Origin of the sequence: Ensifer sp. 2TAB8 (genome assembly GCF_052115125.1) — a bacterium.
Lineage (GTDB): Bacteria > Pseudomonadota > Alphaproteobacteria > Rhizobiales > Rhizobiaceae > Ensifer.
The window spans coordinates 38,063-64,396 of sequence record NZ_JBFRGB010000013.1; the positions used below are offsets into that span (position 1 = coordinate 38,063).

Here is a 26,334-nt window from a genome sequence, read left to right on the forward strand (position 1 = left end):
GATGGCGCAGATCAGAATTCAGAGCGTGCGCAAGGAGTTCGGCGCCTTTACCGCGGTGCGCTCTTCGAGCTTTACCATCGAGGATGGCGAGTTCTTCATGCTGCTCGGCCCATCCGGCTGCGGCAAGACGACGACCTTGCGCATGATGGCGGGCCTGGAACTGCCGACCAGCGGCGAGATCTTCATCGACGGTGAAGAGGTCGGGATGAAACCCGCCAGTAAGCGCGACATCGCCTTCGTCTTCCAGATGTTCGCGCTCTATCCGCATATGAATGTGCGCAAGAACATCTCCTATCCGCTGGTGAGCCAAGGCTTGCGCGGCGAGGAGGTCAGGTCGCGCGTCGCCGAAGTCGCCCGCATTCTCAAGATCGAGAACATTCTCGACAAGCCCGTCGGCGGGCTCTCGGGCGGCGACCGGCAGCGCGTCGCGCTCGGGCGCGCGATCGTGCGGCGTCCGAAGGCCTTCTTCATGGACGAACCGCTGGGCGCGCTCGACGCCGAATTCCGCGAGCACATGGCCGAAGAGTTGCGGGCGCTGCATGATCGCATGGGCGCGACCACCGTCTATGTGACCCACGACCAGCTCGAAGCCATGCAGATGGGCGACAAGATTGTCGTCATGAACCACGGCGTCGTCGAACAGTTCGGCAAGCCGCAGCAGATCTACGACTGGCCCGCGACGAAATTCGTGGCTCAGTTCATCGGCTCGCCGCCGATGAACTTCCTCGACTTCGAAGGGATGATCGGTGTCGGCGGCGGTTCCATCGATCTCGGCGGCATCGAGGTCAAGGTGCCAACGTCACGGGAAGGCCGCGCCGGAAGGTTGACGCTCGGCGTTCGCCCGGAGCACGTGAAGTTCGTCAGCGATGGCGCCTACCGGGGACGGGTGAGTGCGGTCGAATACCTCGGGACCACGCAGATCGTAACGCTCGCAACGAGCCACGGCGAACTGAAGGCGCGCATTCCATCGGGTCACGGGGTTAAGGATGGCGAGCAGGTGGGCCTCGAGTTCGACGCGAGGACGCTTTCGATTTTCGACGCGGAGACCGGCAAGGTGCTGCTATCCGACGGCAATGAAGGAGTGCTCAGACATGGCTGAAGTCGTCCTGGAAAACGTGACGAAGTCGTTTGCCGGCACAGTCGCTCTCGACAATGTCTCATTGACTGTACCCGACGGCTCCTTTGTCGTGCTGCTCGGGCCGACCGGTGCCGGAAAGACGACGGCGCTGAGAATGGTTTCGGGCCTCGACACGCCCGATCGCGGCGAAGTCTACATCGATGGACAGCCGATGCGTGGGCTGGCGCCCGCCGAACGCAACGTTGCCATGGTCTTCCAGCAGTATTCGCTCTATCCACATCTCACCGTTCGTCAGAATCTGGAGTTTCCGCTGAAGTCTCCCTTGCTGAAGACGCCGAGGGACGAGATCGACCGGAAGGTGAGGGAAGTTGCCGAGGTTCTGCAGATCGCGCACAAGCTCGACAACAAGGCGACTGCGCTGTCAGGCGGGGAGATGCAGCGTGTTTCCATCGGCCGTGCCCTCGTTCGTGAGCCGCAGATCTTCCTCATGGACGAGCCGCTGAGTTCGCTCGACGCCAAGCTCAGGGCCGACCTTCGCATCGAGCTCAAGCGCATTCAGGCAAGGTCCGGGGCAACGCTGCTCTATGTCACCCACGATCAGATCGAGGCGATGACGATGGCGACCCATGTCGGCGTGCTGAATGAGGGCAGGCTCGTGCAATTCGGCTCGCCGCGCGAAGTCTATGAGCGGCCTGTCAGCGTCTATGCCGCCACGCGCCTCGGACAACCTCGGATCAACGTGCTTCCGGCCGATATTTTCGCCGGCGCCCCCTCGGGCGCAGCAAGCATAGGTCTCCGGCCGGAGCACATCCGCCAGGGCGAAGGGGAGGAGGCGCTGGTCAAGCGCGTCGAGCATCTCGGCGATCAGACACGTCTGCACCTGACCTTCAGGAAACACGACCTCATCACAGTCACGGACGCCCACACGCCGCTTAAGGGCGGCGAAACGATCAAGATTCAACCTTCGAAGCCGCTCTACTTCGACGCGGCAGGCATGCGTTTGGCTTAAGGAGCTCGAAATGGCGCAATTCATCAACAAGCGGGAAGATGTCGTGACGGAAGCGATCGACGGCGTTCTGGCTCTGTCCGGCGGCGCGCTCACCCGCCTTGACGGCTATCCGCATATCCGGGTCGTGCTGCGCACCGACTGGGATAAGTCCAAGGTCGCGATCGTCTCCGGCGGCGGATCCGGCCATGAGCCTGCCCATGTCGGTTTTGTCGGGCGCGGCATGCTGACGGCCGCCGTCTGCGGCGATGTCTTCGCCTCGCCGAGCGTCGACGCCGTGCTGGCCGGTATCCTTGCCGTGACCGGTCCCGCCGGCTGCCTGCTCGTCGTCAAGAACTATACCGGCGACCGGCTGAACTTTGGCCTTGCTGCCGAGCGCGCCCGCGCCTTCGGCTTGAAGGTGAGCATGGTGATCGTCGGTGACGACATCGCGCTTCCCGACCTGCCTCAGGCCCGCGGTGTTGCCGGTACCCTGTTCGTGCACAAGATCGCCGGTGCACTCGCCGAACGCGGCGCCGACCTCGAAACGGTGACCGCTGCCGCCAAGAAGGTGATTGCCGGCACGCACAGCATCGGCATGTCGCTGGACACCTGCCGCGTTCCGGGCTCGCCAAAGGAAGAACGGATTCCGGAAGGCAAGGCGGAGCTTGGCCTCGGCATTCACGGCGAGGCCGGTGTGGAACAGATCGACTTTTCCGGCGCCCGCGCGTCGGTGGCGACCATGGCGGAGCGACTGGCGGCCGTTATGGGCGAAGGCCAGCATGTCGCCCTGATCAACAATCTCGGCGGCACCTCGGTTCTTGAAATGTCTGTGCTTGCCCACGACCTCATCCACTTGCCGCTCGGAAAAAAGATCACCCATACGATTGGCCCGGCGCCGCTGATGACGTCGCTCGACATGCAAGGCTTCTCGGTCTCGGTCTTTGCGGCTGACCAGGCGGAACTGGAACTTCTGAAGGCGCCGGTGACGATCGCCGCCTGGCCGGGCGTCTCAGAGGTCCGGCCGGTCGCCGTCGCTGCCTTGCCGGATGGGCTGACGCCAATCACGCCGATGGCATCCGAACACCGGGCGACGCGCGCGTTCCTGATCGATTGCTGCAAGGTGCTGATCGCCGCCGAGCAGGATCTCAATGCCCTCGACGCAAAGTCCGGCGATGGCGATACCGGCTCGACGCTCGCCGGTGCCGCCCGGGCGCTGATCAATGCCATCGATCGACTGCCGCTTTCGGATCACACTCAGCTCCTGCGGGCGATCGGCCAGGAGCTCAGCCAGACCATGGGTGGTTCCTCCGGCGTGCTGCTTGCCATTTTCTTCGCAGCCGCCGGCGACGGAGCATCCAGCGGGCTACCGATGCGCGAGGCGCTTCGCACCGGGCTTGCGCGCATGCAGGAGATCGGTGGCGCCAAGATCGGCGACCGCACGATGATCGATGCGCTGTCTCCGGCGCTCGATGCGCTCGAAGACAGCGTGGTCGCGGCAGCAGCGGCGGCGCGATCGGGGGCGAACTTCACCTCGACCTTGACGCGCGCAAAGGCCGGCCGTGCGGCCTACATCAATGCAAAGCAGCTTGAAGGCCATGTCGATCCGGGCGCCGAGGCCGTCGCCCGACTGTTCGAACATCTGGCCGCCTAGGCTGCTATCACCCTGCGAAGGCGCCGCCGAACCTGGTGTTCGGCGGCGAAAACGCTCACGCAGGTCGTCCGTTCGTGACGGCACAGTGCCGGAAGCCTGTCCGGGGACATCTCCTCGGATGCGGAAGACGCGCTCATGCCAAGCCTCGTCGCGCAACCGCACGGCTGACAGTAACAGGGGTATGTGCCGGCCATCCGAATGTCCATCAAAGGCAGCTCGGTTCCCTCGGCGGCAATTTCCGTTTCGACAGCGCGTGAACGGACGAGGGTAACTTCGCGCCACCATAGGCATCCCCGCAAGGCCGGGGGCAGGCTATTGCAAAGATCCGGATATTTTTGCCTGCCTCTTGCCAACACGAAATTTCTCATGGTAACGTTCCCACAGAATTCAATGAGGCCCGGGAGAGGCGTCGTTGAACTTCGGGAGGAAGTCCATGAACAACGCGACCGGTCGAAGGGCGACCATCATAGACGTTGCCAAACGCGCAGGCGTTTCGAAGAGCACCGTCGCGCGTGTTCTGGGCGGTTCCGCCAATATTTCCGAGGAAGCGCGCGATCGCGTGCTGAAGGCCGTCGCCGCAACGGGCTACGAGCCAAATCAGCTTGCTGTCGGCATGCGCTCCGGCCGTAGCGGCCTGCTCGGGATCGTCATTCCTGACATTACCAACCCTTTCTGGGCCGAAGTTGCCCGCGGCGCGCAGGATCGTGCGGCAAAGGACGACATTTCGCTTCTGATCTTCTCGTCCGATTGGGACGCGCACAAGGAGGCGACTCATCTGCGCGCCCTGCGCCGCGCCCGCGTCGACGGCGCGATCATCAATCCCGTCGCGGACAATTTCGACGATCTCGACCGTTTCGGCATGCCCTTCGTTTTCATCGGTTCGAGCGCTGAGCGTTTCCCCGATACCTTGAGCGTCGGTTCCGACATTGCGCAGGCGGTTCGGCTCGGCATGGATATTCTCGCCGAGCGCGGTCACCCGGCGCCGGCCTTGATGCTCGGGCCGAGGTCGCGCCTGGCGCGCGCTCGCTTCCTGCGTTCCGTCCACGAGCACTGCATCGCCCGCGATGTCGATCCCGAAGTCCTGCTCGTCGAAGAGTCCGACTATACGGTCGAGGGCGGGCATAGCGCGATGGCCCGCCTGCTTACGAAACCCTGGAAAGGAAACCGCGCCGTGTTCGTTGCAAACGACCTCATGGCGCTTGGAGCGATGATCGCCGTTCGCGAAGCGGGGCTGCGGTGCCCTGAGGATATCTCGATCCTTGGCTTCGACGGCATTCCGGCCGGGGCCTTTTCGTGGCCGGGTCTGACGACCATCGAGAAACCCGGCCGGCAGATCGGCATTCGCGCGGTCGAATGTCTGATCGACCAGATCGCCGGTGGACGCCAGCGCGAACGGATCTATCTGCCGTGCCGATTGGTGGAGCGCGGCTCTGTTGCCGATGTTTCCGGGGCGGCATCCGTGCGCATGGCGGCAGGGAGGTAAGTAATGGCGGTAAGCAACGAACTTGTGGTGAACGCAACAATTTCACGAAATGGGAACGTTCCCAAAATTCGACGCCAAAGCCTGTCGAAAAGCGTGCGGCAATGGTGGCCCTATTACCTGATGATGGCGCCCGGCCTGATCTTCTTCGTGATCTTTCATTACTTTCCGATCTGGGAAGCCAAGATCGCCTTCGAGCAGCTGCGCATCATCCCGCCGAACATCTGGGTTGGCATCAAGCATTTCCAGACGCTCTTCTCATCGCCGATCTTCTGGCAGGTTCTGGCGAACACTCTGATCATCTCGACGATGAAAATCGTCTTCTTCTTTCCGATCCCGATCATCGTCGCGCTTTTGCTCAACGAGATCCGGGGAGGCGCCTTTCGCAAATTCATTCAGTCGGCGATCTACCTGCCGCACTTCCTGTCCTGGGTCGTCATCGCCGGCGTGTTCATTGCCGTGCTCTCGCCAAGCGACGGCGCGGTCAACGATATCATCGGTTTCTTCGGCCTGCAGCCGGTCTCCTTCATGACCGATACCGGCTCGATCCGCTGGATACTGGTCTTCTCCGAGATCTGGCGCTCGGCCGGCTGGGACAGCCTGCTTTATCTGGCCGCGATCATCGCCATCGACCAGGAACTTTATGACGCGGCCGAGATCGACGGTGCCAACCGCTGGCAGAAGATCCGTTACGTCACCATTCCGGGCATCGTGCCGACCATTGCGACACTCTTCATCCTGAATGCCGGCATGTTCCTGAATGCCGACCTCAATCAGGTGATCAACTTCTCCAACGACGTCGTGCGCAGCAAGATCGATATCATCGACACCTATGTCTATCGCATCGGCCTGCAGACGGGCGAATACTCGCTCGCAACGGCCGCGGGTCTCTTCAAGGCCCTGCTCGGCATGCTGATGATCGTCGCTGCACACCTTCTCTCGAAACGTCTTACTGGCAAGGGGGTATGGTGATGGCCGCCCACAACGTCCGCAGAACGCCGCTCGAGCGGCTCGAATATGCGATCATCGTCTCGACGCTGCTGTTCCTCGTCGTGCTGACGGTCCAGCCGCTCCTCAACCTGCTCGCCATCTCGTTTTCGGATCCGGGCAAGGTAGCTGGGATGAGCGGCCTGACTGTCGTCCCGAATGGCTTCTCGACCGAAGTCTGGAACCTGCTGATCAACAACTCCGCCGTTCAGCGTGGTCTCTTCAACTCGATCTTCATCACGCTGGTCAGCACCTTCCTCGGTGTCGTGCTGACGGCGCTGATGGCCTGGGCGCTTTCGCGTCCCGGTCTGCCCGGCCGGCGCATCATCTTCGTCTTCGTGCTGGTCACGATCGTCTTCGAGCCCGGCATCATCCCCGACTATTTCATCAACAAGCGCCTCGGTCTGCTCGACAGCTACTGGTCGCTGATCCTCTTCAAGGTCGTCAACGCCTGGTACCTGGTCATTCTGGTGCGCTTCTTCGAGGAAGTGCCGAAGGAACTGATCGAAGCCTCTGAACTCGACGGTGCCAATCCCTTCCAGATCTTCTGGTACGTGGCGCTGCCCCTCGCCAAGTCGGCGCTGGCGACCATCGCGCTCTTTTATTTCGTCTTCCACTGGAACGAGTTTTTCCGGGCGATGATCTATCTCAACGACCAGTCGAAGTGGCCGCTGCAGGTCGTTCTCCGCCAGTTCGTGGTCGAAGGCGACAAGCTCGCCATGGTCGGGGTCGTCGACAGCAACAACTATACCGGCGCGAGCCAGATCAACATTCGCGCGCTGAAGGCAGGCATGATCCTGCTGACCATCGCGCCGATCCTCGCGATTTACCCACTCATCCTGAAGTTCTTCACCAAGGGCACCATGAGCGGTGCGCTGAAGGGCTGACGATGCAGAACCGAAACATAAAGGCCAAAGCATATTGGGAGGAACAAACATGCTTGGAAAACTGATCCTTGGCGCAACCACCGCCGTCGCTCTGATGGCGAGCGTCGCGATGCCCGCCTTCGCTGACCCGGTGACGATCCGCGTCGTCTCGAAGGACCTCACGACGAGCAATCCAGACGATGTGAAGCTCATGAAAGCCTATGAGGAGGCGCTGAAAGCCAAGGGCACCGACATCCACATCCAGGTCATCGACCTGCCGTCCTCGGGCTACGCCGACAAGCTGAGCGCCATGCTTCTGTCCGGCGATATCCCGGATCTCATCTATTTCCAGGGCGGTGATGCCAAGATGGCCGAGCAGGGCGTGCTCGAGGACTGGAACAACTGGCTGCCGAAGACGACCTATCTGAAGGATGCGCTCTTCCCGCACAATGTCGAGCGGCTGAAGAACTATCCCTATCTTCTCTATGTCTACCCGCCGCGTATGCCGCAGCCGGTCATCCGCACGGATTGGCTCGAAAAGTCGGGCGTCGCGGCACCCAAGACGACCGACGATTACGTTGCCCTTTTCAAGGCGATCAAGGACGGTGACCTCGACGGCAACGGCAAGGCCGACAGCTACGGCGTCACAACTGCCGACAATACCCAGGAGCTCGACGCCATCTTCAACCAGGCCTTCGGCGTGACCGGAACCTGGTTGAAGAACGATGCTGGCGAATGGATCCATGCCCGAGTCTCGGCAGCGGAAAAGGCGAAGGTCGCCTTCTATGCGTCGCTGCGCGAGCAGGGGCTCTATGATCCGGAGTTCATCACCACCAAATGGGACGTCAAGGAAGACAAGTTCTATTCCGGTCGTGCCGGCGTGATCTTCGGTTCTTCCGCGGAAGTCATCGACATCTATGGCGGCAAGATGCGCCAGGCCCATCCTGACGTGACGCTGAGCCTGCTTTCGCCGCCCAAGGGTCCGGCCGGCCAAGGCCTGATGGCGCTCGACGTCTCCAAGGAAGCGCGTGGTCTCGCGATCGCGACGACCTCCGAACACAAGGAAGAGGTGGTCAAGCTGCTCGATTTCATCGCCAGCCCCGAGGGCCAGGCGATCGAACGGCTCGGCTTCGAAGGTGAGCAGTACACCAAGGACGGCGAGACCATCAAGCCGACCGACAAGCTCGCAACCTGGTACGCCCGCTTCCTCGTTGCCGCCAACTGGCAGCCGCCGGTGCAGTGGCTGAGCGAGGCTGCGCAGCAATCGCTTAAGACGATCTCAGCCGACTTCAAGCCAGACAATGCCTTCGTCTGGCCTGCCGAATACGCCACCGACATCGACGCCACGGAAAACGTCTACCGGGCCTGGGTCTACAAGTTCGTCTCCGGCGAAGCCAAGATGGACCAGTGGGACCAGTTCGTTTCCGAATGGAACGCTGCCGGCGGCGAGAAAATGACCGAATATGCAAGGACGGTTCTCAATGACAAATGATGCTGCAGCGCTCTCCCTCAAGGGACGGGTTCGGGCGCTTCTCTTTGGCGTCGCTTACGGCGACGCCATCGGGGCGCCGGTCGAAAAACTCTCCGCCGCGGAAATTCGCGAGCGCTATGGCCGGGTGGCGTCGCTCGATACCGAGTGGCACCGCATGAAGCAGAGCGAAGCGGCCCGCAACGGACGTGTGCGTGGTGGCGGCATCGTCACCGACGATACGCTGATGACACTCTGCGTCATGTCGATCTATGACGACGTGAAGCGTCATCTCGATGCCTGGGACATGGCGTCGGGCATGGTGCGCGAGATTGCCTGGACGCCACGCTGGGTGCCCGAATTGCAGCGCGAAACGATGCTGATCGAGCGCCTGTTCTACCCGGAGAAGTGGATCTTCCAGCGCCATCAGCTTTCGGGCTGCGACCCGCGCCAGGGCGGCGTCGGCAACATGGTGAACTGTGGTGCTGCGATGTACATCGCGCCGATCGGTGTTGCCAATGCCTGCGATCCGAAGGCTGCCTATGATGAGGCAATCGCCTTTGCCTCCGGCCATCAGCAGAGTTTCGGCCTGGAGGCTGCCGGCGTATTGGCAGCAGCAGTCGCTGCCGCATTCGTACCGGGGACCACGCTCGATACCGTCATCGAAGAAACGCTGGCCGTCGCCAAGGACGGAACGCGCGATGCGATCGCTGCTATCGTCGAGGCGGCGCGCTCATTGAAGGGCGCGGATCATGCGACTGTCGTCGCCGAATTCCATCGGATCATCGCGCGCTATTCGCCCATGGGCGACAACGTGCAGCACACGCCGCAGAAGGCAGGCATCGCCACCGACGCCTACCAGCCGTCGCGCCTCCATTCGATCGAGGAGTTGCCGCTGGCGCTCGGCTTCGCCGTCGTCAACGACGGCGATTTCTACAAGACGATCGTCGACGGCATCAATTCGGGCCGCGACACGGACTCCATCGGCGTCATGGCGGGTGCGATCCTTGGCGCAATGTACGGCGAAAGCATCATAGACCGGGCGATGGCCTCCCAGCTCGACCGCGTCAACAGGCTCGATCTCTTCCGATCGGCCGATGCCTTTGCCGCAACGGTGACCGCAATCCAGGCGGCGGACCGCACACGCGAAACAGCGCGGGCGCAGGCGCGCGCGGGGCTCTTTCCCGCTCCCGAACTCACCCAGGTTTCCAGTCTCTAGAATTCGAAAGTATCCGATGCTCAGCACCACAGAAATCTTCGAGCGTATCTATTCCGGTTTCATCGGCAAGGCGATCGGCGTGCGCTTGGGCGCACCCGTCGAGCCGACGATCTGGAGCTATGAACGCATCCGGGACACCTATGGCGAGGTGACGGAATATCTGCGCGATTTCAAGAATTTCGCAGCGGATGATGACACCAACGGCCCGGTCTATTTCATCCGGGCGCTGCGCGATTACGGCCTCGGCGCGACGGCCGAAGAGGTCGGCAAGACATGGCTGAACTACGCGGCCGAGGAACACGGCATGTACTGGTGGGGCGGCTTCGGCAACTCGACCGAGCATACTGCCTACCAGAACCTTCGCGCCGGCATCCCGGCGCCGCAGTCTGGCTCGATCGCCCAGAACGGCACGACGGTTGCCGAACAGATCGGCGGACAGATCTTCATCGACAGCTGGGGTTGGGTGCATCCGGCCGACCCGAAGAAGGCGGCCGAAGCCTCCGCGCGTGCGGCAAGTGTCGCCCATGACGGCGAGGGCCTGCATGGCGCCCGCTTCTGTGCCGCGGCCATCGCCCAGGCCTTCGTTGCCAGGAGCATCGAGGACGTGATCGAGACGGGTCTTGCGACAATCCCGGCCGACTCGCTCTATGCCAAGGTCTCGCGCGCGGTGCTGCGTTTCTATGACAGCAACCCCAATGACTGGCGCGCTTGCCGCGACATGCTGACGGTGGATTGGGGCTATGACCGCTATCCCGGCGTCTGCCACATCATTCCGAATGCCGGCGTGCTCGTCATGAGCCTGATCTACGGTCAGGGCGATCTGCCGCGCACCGTCGAGATTGCCACCATGGCCGGCTGGGATACGGACTGCAACGCCGGCAATGCCGGTGCGATCGTCGGCACTTTGCAGCAGGTGCGCCCAAGCTGGGACAAGTACCGCAAGCCGATCAACGATTTTGTCGTCGCCTCCGGCGTAACCGGTTCGATCAACGTCGTCGACATTCCCTCCTTTGCGCGCGAACTGACCGTGCTGGCGCTCCGTCTGGAGGGACGCGAAGTTCCAGCACACTGGGTCGAGGATTTCGAGCGACGCGGTGTGCGCTTTGATTTCGATGCTCCGGGCGCTACCCATGGCTTCCGCACCGAGCCGTTCAACCAGATCGCCGTCAAGGCATCGGCGGAGCGCCATACGGACAATGCCAAGGGATCGCTGGAAATCCTGCTCGACCGGCTCGAACGCGGGCATGGCGGACGCATCTTCTGGAAGCCCTTCTATCGCCGCTCCGACTTCGACGACGAGCGCTACCGCCCGATGTTCACCCCGCTTGCCGATGACGGCCAGACAGTGAAGTTCAAACTCTGGCTCGACCCGTGGAACGGCGACGGCAATTTGCGCGTGGCACCCTATGTTCGCCGCGCCATGAGCGGCACCATTCAAGAAACCGGCGCCTGGCACGTGCCTTCGGCGAGCGGCTGGCAGGACTATGAGTTTACCATCCCCGATGGCAATGGCGAGGCGGTCGACGAAGTCGGCATCCTGGTCGAGTACTTCGGTCGCCTGAAGTTCCTCGGCCGGCTGTTCCTTGCGGACTTCTCTGTGTCCGGCAAGGGCCGCGTCGTTATCGATCCGGCGAAAGAAGCGCACGAATGGGGCGGCATTACCCGCTTCACCTGGAACCGCGGTCATTGGAGCCTGCAGCAGGGCCGCATCCATGCCCATACGGCAACCAACGCGGATGCCTGGACGGGCAACGCCTATCTCCGCGACGTCAGCGTCAAGGCCGAGCTTCAGCCGCACTCGGGTGCCTCGCACCTGGTGGTGGCGCGCGCTCAAGGCACGAGCCGCTTCTATGCGGCCGGCTTTGAGAACGGCGAAGCCGTGATCCTGCTCGAAGACCACGGCACGAAGGTCCTCGCGCGCAGCCCTTTCCGTATCGAATACGGTCGGAGCTATGCGGTCGATCTCACGGTTGAGGGCGGCAAGCTGACGCTCTCCATTGACGGCGAGCGGGTGCTTCAGGCGGACGATGCGACGCTGCGCTACGGCATGGCCGGCCTGCGCATGGCGTCTGCCGGGCGTATGTCGATCGGTCGGCTCGAGGTCGCCGAGCGCTAACGGCGCGAGGCGGAAAGAAAGGGAGGAAACATGTCCGAGATAGAGCTCAGAAGCGTCGGCAAGAGCTACGGCAGCGTGGCCGTGCTCAACGACATCTCGCTGGAAATGGGTGATGGCGAATTCGTCGTGCTCGTCGGCCCTTCGGGCTGCGGCAAGTCCACGCTGTTGCGGATGATCGCCGGGCTGGAGGATATTTCAGCCGGCGAGATCACCATCGGTGGCAAGGTCGTCAACGACATGCCGGCGAAAGAGCGTGACATCGCCATGGTCTTCCAGTCCTACGCGCTCTATCCGCACATGAAGGTCGCGGAAAACATGAGCTTCGCGCTGAAGCTCGCCGGCGCGCCGAAGGCGGAGATCCAGAAGCGCGTGACCGACGCGGCAGAAATCCTCGGTCTCGAAAAACTACTGGACCGCCTGCCGCGGGAACTCTCCGGCGGCCAGCGCCAGCGTGTTGCCATGGGTCGCGCCATCGTGCGCGACCCGCGCGCCTTCCTCTTCGACGAGCCGCTTTCGAACCTCGATGCCAAGCTGCGCGTGAAGATGCGTAGCGAAATCAAGAAGCTGCACCAGCGACTGCGCCGGACGATGGTCTACGTCACCCATGACCAGACCGAGGCCATGACCATGGCCGACAAGATCGTCGTAATGAACGGCGGCAAGATCGAGCAGGCCGGCGCCCCGCTGGAACTCTACAACGATCCCGCCAATCTCTTCGTCGCCGGCTTCATCGGCTCGCCGGAGATCAACCTCATCGAGGCGATTGCCGAGGGCGAGAAGGGCCTGACCCGCGGCGGTGTGTCCCTGCCGCTCGGCCGGCAGTTGCAGGCGGGCAAGCGGGTTGTCTGCGGCATCCGCCCGCAGCACATCACGCTCGGTACATCGGGCGTGCCGGGCCGCATCAGCCTCGTCGAGCCAACCGGCGAGGACCAGGAGATCGTCGTCGATATGGGCGGCCAGGATATCTCGGTCGTCGTTCACGGCGGCAAGCTGCTTACGGCTGGCCAGGACGTGACGCTGACGATCGATGCCGACAAGGTTCTGCTCTTCGACAAGGAATCCGGGGAGCGTATCAGATGAGCGGGTTTGCCAAGCGCCAGTTCGACGCCTCTGCCAAGGGGCCGCTTGTTGGTACACGTGTTCTGGATCTCTCACGCCTTGTCGCCGGCAACATGCTGTCGCTGCAGCTCGCCGATGCGGGGGCAGACGTCATCAAAATCGAACCGCCGGCCGGTGATCCGCTTCGGGACTGGAAGGACGACGGCCACTCGCTCTATTGGAAGACCTACAGCCGCAACAAGCGCTCCGTCGTTCTGAACCTGAGGCAAGAGGCGGCGATGACGGCGCTCTGGGCGCTGATCGATACGGCCGATGTCTTCATCGAAAATTTTCGGCCGGGAACGCTGGAGCGCATGGGGCTCTCGCCGGAAGCTCTGCATGCCCGCAACCCCAACCTGATCATCGTGCGCATCTCGGGTTTCGGCCAGACAGGTCCCTATGCGCAGTTCCCCGGCTTCGGCACGATCGTCGAAGGCATGAGCGGATTTGCCTATCGCACCGGGTTCCCCGACCGCGAGCCCGTGCTGCCGCCGCTGGCGCTCGCCGACATGATCGCCGGCGTATACGGCAGTTCGGCCACTGTGACGGCGCTGCTCGCACGCGATCGCGGCTACGCAAAAGGGCAGGTGGTCGACCTTTCGCTGCTGGAGCCCATGTTTTCCGTACTCGGCCCCGAGGCGGCGATCTACCAGACGACCGGCAAGATCAAGGAGCGAGTCGGGAGTGCCTCCAACACGGCCGCCCCGCGCAACGTCTACCGCTGCCGCGACGGCAAATACGTGGCGCTATCAGGCTCGACGCCCCAGGTCGCAAGGCGGATCTTCGAGATCATCGGCCGCGCAGACATGAATCAGGATCCGCGCTTCGCAACCAACTCCGAACGCGTCCGAAACCGGAACCTGGTCGACGAGGCCGTGGGCGGCTGGTTTGCCTGCCATGATCATGACGAGGCGTTGAAGATCATGCGCGATGCCGGTGCGACGGTTGGGCCGATCTACAACATTGCAGATGCTGCGTCCGACCCGCATTTCGCCGAACGCGAGATCATCGTCGATGTGGAGGATGCCGAGTTCGGCAGCTTGCCGATGCACAACATCGTACCGCGGCTTTCCGAGACGCCGGGCGTCTGGCGCAGGCCCGCGCCCACGCTTGGAGAGCACACGGCTGAAGTTCTTGCTGAAGCCGGGCTGGATGCAGGCGCAATCGACCTCGTTCTGGCAGGAGAGGCGGCATGAGACTGCGGTCTCTTCTCTATGTGCCTGCGTCGTCCGAACGCTTCATCGCCAAGGCCCATGAGCGGGGTGCCGACGCGATTGTGCTCGATCTCGAAGATTCCGTCGCCTACAGTGAAAAGCAGGCAGCACGCGCAGGACTTCCGCAGTCCGTACCCCTGGTGGGACGAGGTGGCGCCAAGGTGTTCGTGCGCATCAATGCCGAGCCGGAGCTGCAGAGGGCGGATGCCGAGGCCGCTTGCCGCGCCGGTGCCTTCGGCCTGTTCATTGCCAAGACAAGTTCGCCGGAGCATTTGGGCAAGCTCGCAGAACACCTGGAAGCGACCGAGCGCGAACTCGGGCGTGACCCGCTCGCCTTCGTCGTATTGTTGGAGGATGCCGGCGCGGTGTTGGACGCAAGACCGATTGCCGCCTGCAAGCGCGTGCTGGGCCTCGTGGCCGGCGGCGAGGATATCGCCACCAGCATGGGGGCCGAGCCGCTGCCCGAGGTTCTGCGTCTGCCGAAGTTGCTCGTGCATCTTGCGGCCAAGGCGGAGGGCAAGTTGTCGTTCGGGACACTGACGACCGTCGCAGACTATCAGCAGCGCAACGCCCTTGAAGCCGCCGCCCGCGAAGCGAGCCGCCACGGCTTTGATGGCGCAACCTGCATTCATCCCTCTGCCGTGCCGATGATGAATGCCGCATTCTCGCCGAGTGAAGAAAAGGTCGCCTGGGCGCGTGCCGTGCTCGACGCGGCGGCAGGTGCTGCGGCCGAGGGTAAGGGCGCCTTCCTGGTCGGTGACCGGATGGTGGATGCGCCGATTATCGAACGCGCCCGTCGCATCTTGCAGAAGATCGATTAGTCAGCTGGCGAAGATCRCCCTCTCATTCGGATCGCGACGCGAGAGGCCGGCGTTTCGTACGCCACAAGGTGGTCGCGCATCGCCAGCGTAATGTTGCGGCAACGAAACCCGAATACCCGCGTCCTTGCGAAATTGCCGGTGACGCTCTGCGTCCCGGTTCAGCCGGGATAGTGGGAGCCCTTCATGCAGGATGTCGTGCGCCGAACGACCGTAAGCCACGTCGCGGTCATATCAAAGCGAGTGGGGTCGTGGCCTGTTCTTCTGGCCGTCGCGGTCCTCTTCGTTTCATCGTCGGCGATGGCAGAGGAATGGCCGGAAATTTGTGCCGGCGCGAAGGGCTCCGAACGCAGCGTTGCGATAACCTTCGACGACCTCCCGTTCGTTGGCGCCGGTGAGGCTGGAGCAGGAGACCTCGCGAACACCGCAAGTGAGGCGAACGCCGCAATCCTTGAGGGACTGGAGAAATTCCGGTCGCCGGCGACCGGATTTGTGGTCGAGAAGCGCGTGGATGCCTTGGGCGACAAGGGTCTGGAACTGTTGGCGCTCTGGAACGGTGGGCGACTGGAACTCGGCAATCACACCTTCAGCCACGCCGATAGCAACGACCTCGGCATTGACGACTTCCGGTGCGAGGCGATCAAGGGCGAGGCACCTATTGCGCCGCTCGCACGGAAGGCTGGTCGTTCGCTGCGCTTCTTCAGGTTTCCCTACAATCACGTCGGCGACACGCCGGAGCGGCGCGTCGCCTTTGAGACGCTGCTAAGGGAGCGCGGCTACCAATTGGCTGCCTCGACAATCGATACTTCGGACTACATCTTTGATGCCGCCTATGAACGCGCCTTGGCGGAAGGCAAAGGCGCCGTGAGACGGAAGATCGAGGATGCCTATGTCGATTATAGCCGCGAAGAGATCGCTTATTATGCGGCGCTGAACAAGACGGTTCTCGGATGTGAACCTCCGGCGATCATGCTTCTTCACGTCAACCGTATCAATGCCGCCGTGATTGAGCGGTTGCTCGCGATCTTTGAAGGAGAAGGATACCGCTTCGTCTCTCTGGATGAGGCGCAGATGCATCCTGCCTATGAGAGATCTCCCGATTTCGCCACGAAATATGGTCCCATGTGGGGCTATCGGTGGGCCAGGGAACGCGGCATCAAGGTGGATGGCAGCAAGGAGCAGGAGCCACCGGCCTGGGTGTCAAGCTACACGGAAAGCGGCGAAACACCCTAGCCGGCGGCTGCTCAGGATTACATGGCGTCCTTATTCTTCATGGCGTTCTCCATGTGGGTCTTGCACTTCGTCGTATCCTTTGCCGCCATGGCTTCCTTGGCCATGGCCAGCTCCTTGGTGGCCATCGCCTTCTTGGTTGCGTCGGTAATGGAGCTCACATCCGTTTCCAGTTTTGTCATGCCGGCCTGATCGCAGGCCATGTCCGTCTGGGCCATGGCGGCGCCGGTGAGTGAAGTGGCCATGACGGCCGCAATCAGAAGTCTATTGAACATTGCATCTGTCTCCTGTTTCGGGGGGTATTTCGCGCCCCAAACCAGCGGGCGAAAACTACGTTCCCTTGAAGGCAGCAAATGCCGCCGGCGCCTTGCATTTCAGCGTCTCGGGCGGAACCAAACCGATCTCCCAACGTTACTCGTTTGCAAGGGGAGGCACAGGATGAAACATGCCGATATCCGAACAGTCGACAACTCCCAGGCCAGGCATATCTGGGACGTTTCGGACTATTGCCGGCGCACCGGCATTCACAAGACCGAAGAGCAGCGCCTGATCAAGGTGCTCGGCAGATACGCGACGAGCCATGAGCTTCAGATGAACATCGTGCGCGCTCAGACGCGTATACGCTGATTGCTCGACACAGGCTCACGGCATACCACGGTCGAACCGCCCGTTCGGGCGGCTGCATTCTCTCATCTATTCGTTCGCAAGCCTGACGTCTCAGCTTTTCGTCGGCGGGGCTTAGTCTACGAACTTGACGATCACGCCGGGTTTGACCATCCCCGCCAATTCCTCCGCGTCCCAGTTCGTCAAGCGAACGCATCCGTGCGATCCGGATTTGTCGATCATCGATGGCTCCGGGGTACCATGGATACCGTAGGTTGGCTTCGATAAATCGATCCAGATGCTGCCGACAGGGCCGTTCGGGCCGCCGGGCACGGTCAGGATCTTGCGGTTGTCGCCCTGCCGGAAGTTGATCTTCGGATTGTAGACATAGGGAGGCATGCGAGCGACCCCCTTGATCTTGTGCGTTCCGGAGGGCGAGGGGGTCTCCCGGCTCCCGATCGTGGCCGGATAGGCGGCGATCAGGTTGCCGTCACCGGCGAAGGCCATGAGTTGACCGGAGCGCCGATGGACTTCGATGCGTTTGACCGCGCCCTGACTTGGCGCCCCGGGGATCACGACGGACACCGTGTCGCCAACCGAAAACGTCGAGGCGGCATTGAGCGCCTTGAGGAGATCGATGTCCATGTGAAAGCGCTCGGCGAGCTTCTCCGCGACACTCGTAAATCCGAGCTGGTCCATTTTCGCCTGCTCGGAATAGTCTTCGGGGATCGTGGCGACGAGCCCCTTGGTGTCGGCTTCGGAAACGAGGTAGGGCTGCACCACGGGCGCCTCGTCCATAAGGCGGGTGATGACATCGGGGTCGAGTTTGCCGTCTGCTGGTAGACCCTGCATGGTCTCGAAGGCAGCAACCGCCTTGCGAACGTTCTCACCGTCAAAGCCGTCTATCACGCCCGGTGATGCACCCGCGCGGTCCAGGAGAACTTGAAGCCGAACGATGGCGGGATCGGGTTGGTCCGAAGCGCCCGTCTTCGGCGCCAATGAAGTGGGTGAGATCGATGCAGTGTTGATCGCATCTGGCTGAAGGACTTGGGCCGAGGCGGTACCGGCGGGAAACAGCATCAACAGTACTGCCGGCAGGGTCACGTTTTTCATGACCACTCAATGGCCTGTGCGCCGGATTTGTTCCCGCCTGTCCACACGCCGCGGTCAGCCGGGTCCATATCCCGGTAAGCCGAGGCGATTTCGATTGGTCCAATAACAACTTAACGCGCCGGCCCGATGGTCGGCGCGGAAACACTTCGCCCCGCAAATCGCAAGTCTCACGCTCCCAGCGATGGTATGGAGCTAGTTGAGTACACGCATCGGCGCGCCGCGCCGGGGGAAGGACGTCGCCTCGGAACGCGCTCGCTCCAGTAACATGGCGTTTTCAAACAGGGTGCCCTCGTCGCAGATGCCACCACGAAGCTGATCGTTCAGATAGCGAACCAGCCGTCCTGCACGCAGACTGTTCGGCGGGATGTTCTGCCACAGGCAGACGCGGTCGAATGTTCGCTGGAGCATTTCAAGCTCGGTTGAATTCCATTGGCCGTTGATATCATTGACTGCCCGCTGCATTGAAACCTCCCTGGAGGCCGCGATTTCCGGCCCATCTTCCAGTTGACGCTCTCAGTCTCGCGCGGGACATAGCCGATATTGGCTTCGACCCGCGAACCTTCTTGGGGGAGACAGGCTTCAATCGCCCGACTCCCATGCAGTCATTCCCAGCCGTCGGCTCTGGGGCGACGACCGGCCGGTCAATCTATACCTCTTCATGGAATTAAGCCAGTGACGCTGGGTTGCTCCTCTTAAAGCTCCTGCGTTGAATGTTCTCGTGACGGAGCAGCAAGAAAGCGTGCCTTGGGTCGATGCCTCATCGATGTTGCCGGGGGCTGACGAATACCGCGTATACATTTCCGGCGTCGCGTTGCTGGAATATGGAACCAAGCTTAGACTGACCCGTGACGGAGTTGCCCAATAGAGTTCGGCATAGCGATCGAACATCGAAGCAGGCGCGGCCGCAGTGCCATGTTAACTGAAGGTGCCGGAGATTAGGCGGCACCAGTGTTCTCCGGCAATGCCGTTGAAGAAGCCTTGTCCTTCCCGGCATACCTGGACGATTGCCGGATCACGAGAGTGGAGTACAGCTGAGTAGACGTGGACAAACGCAATCCGGCGTCCGAGCATGGCTTCCATCAGTGCCGGCTGCGTCCGGCCCCTCAGACCCGGAAGGTTGCGCTTGGCGGCGTGATCGACCAGGCAGTCGATAACCGGTCCGGCCTGGCCCGGCAGCGCCAGCACCTGCAGAACCCGCCCGATTTCTCCGGCTCTAGCGTAATAGGCGAAGGCGCCGACGAGTGTGCCGGTGCGCGCCGTGACCAGCGCGTAGACAAGCGTGCCGTGCTCGGGCTTCTGCTCCGCATCGCCGAGAATGTTGTCGAGCTGCCCTTCAGCCCAGTCGGGGCGCAGCGGGAACTGTCCGATGAAGCGATCGACCACGGCGGCAAAGCCGTTGCGATCGGTTTCCTGAGCGGTGAAACCGGCCTGGCTTGCGCCGGCGGCAGACACGGCGGACCAGCGTTGTTCGCCCGGCGCCATCCGCTTGCGGTAGGCGCCGTCAACGGCTCGCGCAATGGGGGCTGCAAGACGCGCCGGCTTGATGCAGTTCGACGCAACACTCAGGCTGAAGGACGCGGGCTGGATGACGCGCACCCAATCGAGACTGTATTGCGGCAGGACGACACCCCGAAGGCGCGTCCACATCTGGGCCGAAACGTCGCTTGCGGTCTCGCTGAAGGAGAGATCCTGCGGGCCGGCGAGAAAGGCCTTGAGGATGCGCGCTCCGGCCAAGGGATCGTTCTCGTGATCCTCGACCATCAGCGAGCCACAGATGGCTGCCCGCAGCCGACGGCCATTCAGGACCATGGGCAGGACGTTGACGCCGACGAAACCGGAGATGGCGCCCTTGTCGTTCACGTGCACGAGCGGGCGTATCTCGGGGTCGCAGCCGGGGGCGTCGAGGTAGAGCTGCTGCATGTAATCGGCAAGTGCCGGCGGTGGTCGGCCCAGGTCGTTACGGAACACCCGCTGGAACATGCCGGCAATCGCGGGAATGTCCGCACGTTCAAGCGAACGGATTTCGCTCATCTTCACTCGCTTCTGACCGCAAAAAGAAAACGTATGAAATATAAGCCGGCTCGCTACCGGCCCCACCGCATATCGGTTTGGGAAAGTAAGCTATTGACCCGAATTAGACGTTGTCGCCCTGCAAACAAGCTTTCTGGAAGCAAAAGCGATAGATATTCTCAGTTGTTGGGACGGTGACACCCTGAGTCAGCGGCATGGCTCCATGGCAGTTGCCTTCGTTGTTATTGCTCCTGCGCGTACAGGTTCACGTGCTCCATCGATGCATTCGCGAGGCCATTTGGTGCCACGGCGTAAATTGGCTCCTAAGTCACCCTACCCGAGGGACCGCAACCGCGGCGCTGGGTGACGTTATAGTTGCATTAGAATATTCTGAGATTTGAGTGCGCGCCAAGTAGGTAAGACCTTTGCCAAGTCCCATAGGACTAAGGTCCGATTTGAGAAATGCGGACCCAGGAAAGAATGCACGGCACAACGGGCTGCGGCAAGCCCTCTGGTCCATGGACCTCCAGAATGGGAGGTCAATCACGACCGAAGACTGAAAGACGTCCACCAAGCGGTCATTCTTTTAGGCAGGCCGCACCGGGATTGCGTGTGTTCCGGGGCGGCCATGTCACTTGAACCACCACCTACCAGGTTTGACGACCATACCAATTATCGACCTCAGTGCGGGCGCGGTCCTTTTCGATCCCATAGAGTTCCTGGATTCGGCCTTCGAGCTGCTCCCGGTTGCCGGCGATCTGGTCAAGATCGTCGTCGGTGAGCCTGCCCCATTGCTCCTTGATCTTGCCTTTGACCTGCTTCCAATTTCCTTCGATACGGTTCCAGTCCATTCAAGGATCCTCCTCAATCTTGAGACACCACCCCAACTCGCAGAGGCCGAATTGGTTCTCTCCAGGTCCTCGCGCTGTCCGAAATCTCCGGAACATTAGGAAAGCATAATGGTTTGGGCGCCAGTGCCGATGAACAAGTTGGAGAGTTCCAATGACCAATATCCTTATCAAAAGTGCCCTGGCCTTGAGCCTTGGTGCCATGGGCATCCCGGCCTTCGCCCAGACAGAACAACCCGCTCAGGGGCAGGCCGCCGAACAGCCAGCCCAAGGTCAGTCGAGCAAATGTCCCGTTGGTACGGAATGCCCAAAGGGCGGCGGGGAACAGAGCCAACAGCCTAAGATGCAGGGGAAGACACAGCAAGGTCAGACAACCGAGCAGCAAAAGACTGATCGAAAGAAAGCCGGCGCCGAGAGCCAAACCCAGGAACAAAGGGGTGCGGCACAGCAGAACGATGCGAGCCAAAGCCAGAAATCGGGCAACGAGCAGCCCGTCAAACAGGGGGAAGCCACGCAGTCTGGTCAAAGCAAGTCCAAGTCGTCTGGCCAAGGACAGAGCGCCAAGTCCACGACCAACGTGACTGTCGAACAAAAGACCGAGATCACTGAGGTCATCAAGAAGGAAAAGGTCCGGCCTATCGATGTCGATTTCGATGTCTCGGTCGGTGTCGTCGTGCCCCGGGCCACCAAGGTCAAGCTGCAACCGCTGCCGGGCCGCATTGTCAGGATTGTCCCGGCTTACGAAGGCTACCTGTTCTTCGTGCTGGCGGATGGCCGGATCGTCATCGTCGACCCGTCATCGCTGGAAGTTGTCGTGATCCTCGCCTGATCATGCAAGAAACGGGCCGACGGGTTGCCAAGCGGCCCGTTGCTATGGCCCGCATTGGCAGCCAGCCATTGTTGGGGGGCAGAGGTTTTTGGGTTCGCTCCTAAGAAATTCGGCCGCCCTACGCCAGTCGATAGAAGATCGCAGTTCGCACTGATGCGCCCGAGCTCCATGAAAGTAGGCGCCGAACTCCCATGCAGCGGAACAATTGGGAGTTTGGGACGTAGTAGCTGGGCCAGGCAATACGAACCCGCAAAGAATGCCCGGCCGGAAGCGAGCAGAACCGATGCCGTCACGCCTATTTGATGAGGACGCTGTCGCCGACGATGTCCTTCGGGCGCGTTTCGCAGCGATGGTGGAATCGTCTTTCGATGCTATCGTCAGCAAGGATCTGGACGGCACGGTCCGCACCTGGAACGTGACGGCGGAGCGGCTCTTCGGCTACTTGGCCGACGAGATGATGGGGCAGTCCATCCTCACGATCATCCCGCCGCATCTTCACGAAGAAGAGATGAGACTGCTCGACCGCCTCAGGCGGGGAGAGCGGATCGAGCCGTTCGAAACGGTGCGTCAACGCAAGGACGGAAGCTACGTTACCGTTTCGCTGACGGTTTCGCCTATTCGAAACGGTGCAGGCAAGATCGTCGGGGCGTCGATGGTTGCACGCGACATCACGTCGACCAAAGAAAAGGAACGCCGCATTCGCCTTCTCCTGCGCGAAGTCAATCACCGGGTCAGAAACCAGTACGCCATCATCCTTGCAATGATCCGGCAGAGCCGCAGCGAAGCTTCCAATGCCGCCACGTTCCAGAAGCGTATTGAGGAGCGCATCTGGGCCCTGGCGGCCTCTCACGATCTGATTGCCTCTGCCGACTGGAAAGGCGCCGATCTTGGAGATCTCGTGGAAACGCAGATGGCGCCGTTTCACCCGGGCGACATTTGCCAGGTCGAAGGGCCCTCTCTGGCGCTGGTGCCGGTCGCAATCGAGAACCTCGGAATGGCGATCCACGAGCTGGCGCTGAATTCGTTGCGCGGTGGCGTGCTGAAAGAGCGAGCCGGCGCGATCTCCGTGCGATGGACCCTTGCCGAACGCGGACCGATCCGCGGCTTCTCGATTACCTGGGAAGAGCGCGTGCTGCCGGGGGGCGAAGGCCCGAGCATTCCGCAATCCGGGTTCGGCGCGGTGGTGCTGAGGCGTAGCGCCGCGCAGGCGCTGAGCTCGACGGTCGACGTCGCCTGCGGCGATGGAATGCTACGGTGGCGGCTGGCAGGACCGGCTGATCGCTTCCTGGAGCCCTACCATGCGGCCGCCGCACCGGCGGCGACCGAGGTGCCATAGCACGCTGGGGTTCTCGCAATCACCCCGCCATGTCTTGCCGGTGCGCTTTCATGTATCTGTCGAGGTCGCTGCGGGCCGGCCCGATGCGCGCGAAGATCTCCCGCGCGTCCAGCGGCGTCAGACCATACATCGCGATAAATTCCGCAAGATCGTAGTGCCCGTGATAGACGGCCTCCGACGGATTGATGATCCGGGCGCGCCCTCGTTTGGCAGGTGCGCGCGGTTTGTTCCCGTAGGAAGCGGGCTGGTGCTGTGCCATCTCGATCTCCTGATGCCGTGTAGTGTTGGTGTTTCCTCCGCAGGCCACGCCGATCCGCGGGGTACTGCGTAAGCGTGCCCAAGTGCTCGAAGCCGCTTTTTGTTCCCTGTCGGAAACGCTGCCAGTGAGCTTGGACTGATATCCATCCCCAGCGAGCGCGGCGCGACCAAGCGATTGCAAGCACGCGGCTGCAGCTCGTTGAGATCAATCGATTTTGCCCATCAAGGCCGTGCCGAGACTGCCCATGGCGAATGAGGCGCCAAAGGCGAAAACCTGCATGACAAGAGCGAGAGGCTCGATTGCGCCGCTGTGGCCCAGGATCTCGGGATTTTGAGTCGCAATCGCCAGAGCGGTGAATGCTCCCAGCAGAAAGCCGGACGACAGATGCCAAATGAGAAACCGCAATAGCGTGGGCATTTCCACCTCCAAGGAAGAGCGGTGGTGCCTTCGGCAACGGGCCTGTTGCGTTCGGCTGCTCAGTGGGAGCCGATCGCTTCGCGGTTCACGCGCTCCTCAAGCATCACCAGGTAGGATTGCAGACGAAGAAGCTTCTGACGCTTGTCGGCAACGAGCGCCTTGATCACCTTCGCGCGGTTCACGCCGGGCGCTGCGCCAACGACTTCACGCGCATCCGCAAGGATGTCGTCGATCTCGTGCTCGAGTTCTCTCGTCATTTGCCGCAACGTTTCCAATTGGCCTTCGAGCGGATGATTGTCCGCAGCAGAATTGGCATGAGGCGGGTTGTATGGATCATCGCGCGCTGGCGTTTCCTTGCGCATCACCGTGCACTCCTTCGGCAGCCGAACCGGCTAGCGCACCATTGGTTCCCGGTATTTTCTTCGCCGGGCCAGCGCGCAGCCGGCATGCTGCATTTGGGCTTCGTTGTTTATCCGGCCATCAGCTTGAGAGCCTCCGGATCGCGGACGCCCGATCGAAACAGTTCGATGATGCGCGCCGCAAGGGTTTCCGCCCGCGTGTCCGCGGGCGAGATGTTCTTCTCCCTCAAAAGTTGATTGAGCACGTTCTGCAGCATCGCCATTTCCTGCGGGCGTATGGCTGCGCTTCTATCTTGCCCGTTGGTGTGCATAGGTTTCTCCTGGAGAAAAGCTTCCTCCAACCCGCACTCCGTGACTTTGTTCCACCCCGGATCACAGTATCGAAGGGCAGAGAGGGCGGTTGCATGGTTCGTCGGCAGTCAGGCGATGCCGCATCCCGGTCGTGAGGGCTATGCCGTGTGCTTCCATTGCGGGCGACGTTGAGCCAGCCACCGGTTGGTCGGAGAAGCGCCAAGGAGGGGATGCTCGAGGAGGACGTCTCGGCTCTATCGAGGCGTCTTTGGCCCGTGTCTTTTCAGAAACCGGGCAAGCTCAGCTTCGTCAGCGCGAAGGCCGTTCGGCGCCTTTGCGTTGCGGCTGCCACGCGGAATTGCTCCGCCCGGTTTGGAAAGGGCGAGAATGGCCGGATGGACATAGCTCTTGCGGCAAACGGCGGGGGTATTGTGGAGGACGTCCGCAGCCGCCTTGCACATTTGCTTGACTGTCGGGCGCAGGCCTTCCTGCAGCGCGTCTCGCGCGACCGCGAAGGCGGCGACGCTTCCTGCCCAGGTTCTGAAGGTCTTGGCGGAAATCGGCGCGCCGGAAACATCGGCAAGGTAGCGATTGAAGCGGCCGGACTCGATCGGCTGGGTCTTGCCGTCAGGCCCCACCGACACGAAGAGCTGGCGTCCGGGAAGCTCGGCAATCTCTTCCAGCATCCGTTGCAGTCGGGGATTGCGCAGCCGCCTGCGGATCCGCTGCCCGCCCTTGCCCTTGAAGTTCAGTTCGATGCGGTCGTCGCGGATGCTGAGATGTCGTTTGAGAAGCGTGGCGGCGCCGTAGCTGCCGTTCTGTTCGACGTAGCTCGAATTGCCGATGCGAAGCGGCGCCTGGTCCAGCAGGGCAGCCAGCGTCGCAAGAATTGTGGTCGGTTCGTCGATCGGCCCGTTCATGTGTCTGCGCACGGTTCGGCGCATCCGTGGCAGCACTTTGGCAAAGGCTTGGAGCTGCTCGAACTTGGCGAGGCTTCGCAGGTTCTGCCACGCCTCGTGATAGCGATATTGCTTTCGCCCGCGCGCATCGTAGCCGGTCGCCTGGAGGTGGCCGTTCTTGTTCATGCAGATCCAGACACGCTCATAGGCTGGCGGCAATCCAAGCGCTTCGATGCGGGCGATGATCCGAGAATCTTTCAAGGTGGCGCCGTTTGGACGGCGATAGCAAAAACCACCTTCTACACGCCACCGGCTGTAGCCCGGCTCCCGGTCTGAAACGTAGACAAGGTCGGGCTCTGCCGGTGACGCGCTCTGGCCTCTTTCCAATCAGATCCGCCCCATCAACAAGAGGACCAACAGTACGACGACCAGAACGCCCACGAGACCGGATGGCCCGTAGCCCCAATTCGAAGAATGGGGCCATGCGGGAATTGCGCCGACCAGCAGCAGGATCAGGATGATCAGCAGTACGGTTGCAAGCATCTTACTGTCCTTCCGCTATTCGCGTTTTTGAGCTGACGATCACTGCAGGATCTCGATGACCTCGCGGGTCTGCGGATTGATCAGCACTCTCCGGTCGTTGAGAACCACGTAGCCGTAAGTAGGTTGATCCGGGATCGTGTGGACCTCGACGGTATCTGGAAGGCGCGTTCCCACGACAATGTCGCCCTGATAGACGACGGAAGGACCGCTCTGTTCAAGGACATACGTTTTGACTTCACCGGGCACGACGACGGTTGTCTGCGCCACAGCGATACCGCCGAAGGACAGGCCCGCGAAAACACTTGCCAGGATGATTTTCTTCATGATCAAGCCTCCTAACTTGTGGGGGCCCAACCGATGATCGCGAGAATGGTTCCGAAATGCCGCATCGAGCGGCTGATCGCGTGGTAGAGACACCGACCTTTGCCACATCCGTGGAGCCATAGCGGCAGCGCGGTGATCATTTATCAGAGGTTCCGGCTTGGCTGCCTATCGGGCGGAAATGTCTCGCTTTTCGGAACTTTGGTCATGGGTTCTATTCGACGGATTGCGCGCAAACCTCTCAGCTTTGTCGGAACTCGCGGTCGTTCCTCAGAGTTTACTTATCGAACAGG

28 protein-coding genes are annotated in these 26,334 nt (G+C 61.7%); 16 read left to right on the top strand and 12 right to left on the bottom strand.

Going from position 1 to position 26,334, the window contains the following annotated elements; genetic code table 11:
- The first annotated feature begins 1 nt into the window (after position 1).
- The 13 genes from AB4Z53_RS21115 (at position 2) to AB4Z53_RS21175 (ending at position 16,216) form a co-directional block, all read left to right on the top strand.
- The gene (locus tag AB4Z53_RS21115) at positions 2 to 1,099 is read left to right on the top strand and encodes an ABC transporter ATP-binding protein (RefSeq protein ID WP_441597585.1); all 1,098 of its coding nucleotides are present in this window, start codon (positions 2 to 4) and stop codon (positions 1,097 to 1,099) included.
- The gene (locus tag AB4Z53_RS21120) at positions 1,092 to 2,087 is read left to right on the top strand and encodes an ABC transporter ATP-binding protein (protein WP_441597586.1); all 996 of its coding nucleotides are present in this window, start codon (positions 1,092 to 1,094) and stop codon (positions 2,085 to 2,087) included. The genes AB4Z53_RS21115 and AB4Z53_RS21120 overlap by 8 nt, the downstream gene beginning before the upstream one ends.
- 10 nt (positions 2,088 to 2,097) lie before the next feature.
- Positions 2,098 to 3,717 (top strand): dihydroxyacetone kinase subunit DhaK, encoded by a 1,620-nt coding sequence (locus AB4Z53_RS21125; RefSeq protein WP_441597587.1) that lies wholly within the window; start codon positions 2,098 to 2,100, stop codon positions 3,715 to 3,717.
- 433 nt (positions 3,718 to 4,150) lie between these two features.
- Positions 4,151 to 5,200, top strand: a complete 1,050-nt coding sequence (locus AB4Z53_RS21130) for a LacI family DNA-binding transcriptional regulator (protein ID WP_441597588.1) — start codon at positions 4,151 to 4,153, stop codon at positions 5,198 to 5,200.
- 3 nt (positions 5,201 to 5,203) lie between these two features.
- A complete protein-coding gene (locus tag AB4Z53_RS21135; protein ID WP_441597589.1) occupies positions 5,204 to 6,169 on the top strand; it encodes an ABC transporter permease in 966 nt (321 codons plus the stop codon).
- Complete coding sequence (locus AB4Z53_RS21140; protein WP_441597590.1) at positions 6,169 to 7,071, top strand: carbohydrate ABC transporter permease; 903 nt, start codon at positions 6,169 to 6,171, stop codon at positions 7,069 to 7,071. The genes AB4Z53_RS21135 and AB4Z53_RS21140 overlap by 1 nt, the downstream gene beginning before the upstream one ends.
- Before the next feature lie 49 nt (positions 7,072 to 7,120).
- Positions 7,121 to 8,542: an extracellular solute-binding protein gene (locus tag AB4Z53_RS21145; protein WP_441597591.1), complete on the top strand. Its 1,422-nt coding sequence runs from the start codon at positions 7,121 to 7,123 to the stop codon at positions 8,540 to 8,542.
- Positions 8,532 to 9,737 (top strand): ADP-ribosylglycohydrolase family protein, encoded by a 1,206-nt coding sequence (locus tag AB4Z53_RS21150; protein ID WP_441597592.1) that lies wholly within the window; start codon positions 8,532 to 8,534, stop codon positions 9,735 to 9,737. Before AB4Z53_RS21145 ends, AB4Z53_RS21150 begins: the two co-directional genes overlap by 11 nt.
- A gap of 16 nt (positions 9,738 to 9,753) precedes the next feature.
- Positions 9,754 to 11,853: an ADP-ribosylglycohydrolase family protein gene (locus tag AB4Z53_RS21155; RefSeq protein WP_441597593.1), complete on the top strand. Its 2,100-nt coding sequence runs from the start codon at positions 9,754 to 9,756 to the stop codon at positions 11,851 to 11,853.
- Between the two features lie 30 nt (positions 11,854 to 11,883).
- Entirely contained in the window at positions 11,884 to 12,933 is a 1,050-nt protein-coding gene (locus AB4Z53_RS21160; RefSeq protein ID WP_441597594.1) for an ABC transporter ATP-binding protein, read from the top strand.
- The gene (locus AB4Z53_RS21165) at positions 12,930 to 14,147 is read left to right on the top strand and encodes a CaiB/BaiF CoA transferase family protein (RefSeq protein WP_441597595.1); all 1,218 of its coding nucleotides are present in this window, start codon (positions 12,930 to 12,932) and stop codon (positions 14,145 to 14,147) included. The genes AB4Z53_RS21160 and AB4Z53_RS21165 overlap by 4 nt, the downstream gene beginning before the upstream one ends.
- Entirely contained in the window at positions 14,144 to 14,986 is an 843-nt protein-coding gene (locus tag AB4Z53_RS21170) for an HpcH/HpaI aldolase/citrate lyase family protein (protein WP_441597596.1), read from the top strand. The genes AB4Z53_RS21165 and AB4Z53_RS21170 overlap by 4 nt, the downstream gene beginning before the upstream one ends.
- Positions 14,987 to 15,169: 183 nt before the next feature.
- Positions 15,170 to 16,216, top strand: coding sequence for a polysaccharide deacetylase family protein (locus tag AB4Z53_RS21175; RefSeq protein ID WP_441597597.1), 1,047 nt, complete (start codon positions 15,170 to 15,172; stop codon positions 16,214 to 16,216).
- Positions 16,217 to 16,233: 17 nt separating this feature from the next.
- Here AB4Z53_RS21175 and AB4Z53_RS21180 read toward each other — a convergent pair whose 3' ends face one another.
- On the bottom strand, positions 16,234 to 16,488 hold the full coding sequence (locus tag AB4Z53_RS21180; protein WP_441597598.1) for a hypothetical protein: 255 nt from the start codon (positions 16,486 to 16,488) through the stop codon (positions 16,234 to 16,236).
- A gap of 163 nt (positions 16,489 to 16,651) precedes the next feature.
- Between AB4Z53_RS21180 and AB4Z53_RS21185 the strand changes: the two genes are divergently transcribed.
- A complete protein-coding gene (locus tag AB4Z53_RS21185; protein ID WP_113538224.1) occupies positions 16,652 to 16,840 on the top strand; it encodes a hypothetical protein in 189 nt (62 codons plus the stop codon).
- A gap of 111 nt (positions 16,841 to 16,951) precedes the next feature.
- Here the strand turns inward: AB4Z53_RS21185 and AB4Z53_RS21190 are convergent, their stop codons facing one another.
- The 4 genes from AB4Z53_RS21190 to AB4Z53_RS21205 all read right to left on the bottom strand — a co-directional run bounded on the left by AB4Z53_RS21190 (position 16,952) and on the right by AB4Z53_RS21205 (position 20,790).
- Complete coding sequence (locus AB4Z53_RS21190) at positions 16,952 to 17,935, bottom strand: L,D-transpeptidase family protein (protein ID WP_441597599.1); 984 nt, start codon at positions 17,933 to 17,935, stop codon at positions 16,952 to 16,954.
- 186 nt (positions 17,936 to 18,121) lie between these two features.
- On the bottom strand, positions 18,122 to 18,391 hold the full coding sequence (locus tag AB4Z53_RS21195) for a hypothetical protein (RefSeq protein ID WP_113538226.1): 270 nt from the start codon (positions 18,389 to 18,391) through the stop codon (positions 18,122 to 18,124).
- 453 nt (positions 18,392 to 18,844) lie between these two features.
- Complete coding sequence (locus tag AB4Z53_RS21200) at positions 18,845 to 19,960, bottom strand: hypothetical protein (protein ID WP_441597600.1); 1,116 nt, start codon at positions 19,958 to 19,960, stop codon at positions 18,845 to 18,847.
- A 626-nt stretch (positions 19,961 to 20,586) separates the two neighbouring features.
- Positions 20,587 to 20,790 (bottom strand): CsbD family protein, encoded by a 204-nt coding sequence (locus AB4Z53_RS21205; RefSeq protein WP_113539582.1) that lies wholly within the window; start codon positions 20,788 to 20,790, stop codon positions 20,587 to 20,589.
- A gap of 151 nt (positions 20,791 to 20,941) precedes the next feature.
- Between AB4Z53_RS21205 and AB4Z53_RS21210 the strand changes: the two genes are divergently transcribed.
- Positions 20,942 to 21,616, top strand: a complete 675-nt coding sequence (locus AB4Z53_RS21210; RefSeq protein WP_441597601.1) for a DUF1236 domain-containing protein — start codon at positions 20,942 to 20,944, stop codon at positions 21,614 to 21,616.
- A gap of 283 nt (positions 21,617 to 21,899) precedes the next feature.
- Positions 21,900 to 22,952: a PAS domain S-box protein gene (locus tag AB4Z53_RS21215; protein WP_441597602.1), complete on the top strand. Its 1,053-nt coding sequence runs from the start codon at positions 21,900 to 21,902 to the stop codon at positions 22,950 to 22,952.
- A gap of 19 nt (positions 22,953 to 22,971) precedes the next feature.
- Here the strand turns inward: AB4Z53_RS21215 and AB4Z53_RS21220 are convergent, their stop codons facing one another.
- From AB4Z53_RS21220 to AB4Z53_RS21250, 7 genes are all read right to left on the bottom strand, one after another.
- Positions 22,972 to 23,211 (bottom strand): hypothetical protein, encoded by a 240-nt coding sequence (locus AB4Z53_RS21220; RefSeq protein WP_441597603.1) that lies wholly within the window; start codon positions 23,209 to 23,211, stop codon positions 22,972 to 22,974.
- 204 nt (positions 23,212 to 23,415) lie between these two features.
- Positions 23,416 to 23,628, bottom strand: a complete 213-nt coding sequence (locus AB4Z53_RS21225) for a hypothetical protein (protein ID WP_441597604.1) — start codon at positions 23,626 to 23,628, stop codon at positions 23,416 to 23,418.
- A gap of 59 nt (positions 23,629 to 23,687) precedes the next feature.
- Complete coding sequence (locus tag AB4Z53_RS21230; protein ID WP_441597605.1) at positions 23,688 to 23,885, bottom strand: hypothetical protein; 198 nt, start codon at positions 23,883 to 23,885, stop codon at positions 23,688 to 23,690.
- A 212-nt stretch (positions 23,886 to 24,097) separates the two neighbouring features.
- On the bottom strand, positions 24,098 to 24,244 hold the full coding sequence (locus AB4Z53_RS21235; protein ID WP_441597606.1) for a hypothetical protein: 147 nt from the start codon (positions 24,242 to 24,244) through the stop codon (positions 24,098 to 24,100).
- A gap of 288 nt (positions 24,245 to 24,532) precedes the next feature.
- Positions 24,533 to 25,564, bottom strand: a complete 1,032-nt coding sequence (locus AB4Z53_RS21240; RefSeq protein WP_441597607.1) for a DNA topoisomerase IB — start codon at positions 25,562 to 25,564, stop codon at positions 24,533 to 24,535.
- Positions 25,565 to 25,720: a DUF3309 family protein gene (locus AB4Z53_RS21245; protein ID WP_441597608.1), complete on the bottom strand. Its 156-nt coding sequence runs from the start codon at positions 25,718 to 25,720 to the stop codon at positions 25,565 to 25,567.
- 39 nt (positions 25,721 to 25,759) lie between these two features.
- On the bottom strand, positions 25,760 to 26,044 hold the full coding sequence (locus AB4Z53_RS21250) for a DUF1236 domain-containing protein (protein ID WP_441597609.1): 285 nt from the start codon (positions 26,042 to 26,044) through the stop codon (positions 25,760 to 25,762).
- Between the last annotated feature and the right edge of the window lie 290 nt (positions 26,045 to 26,334).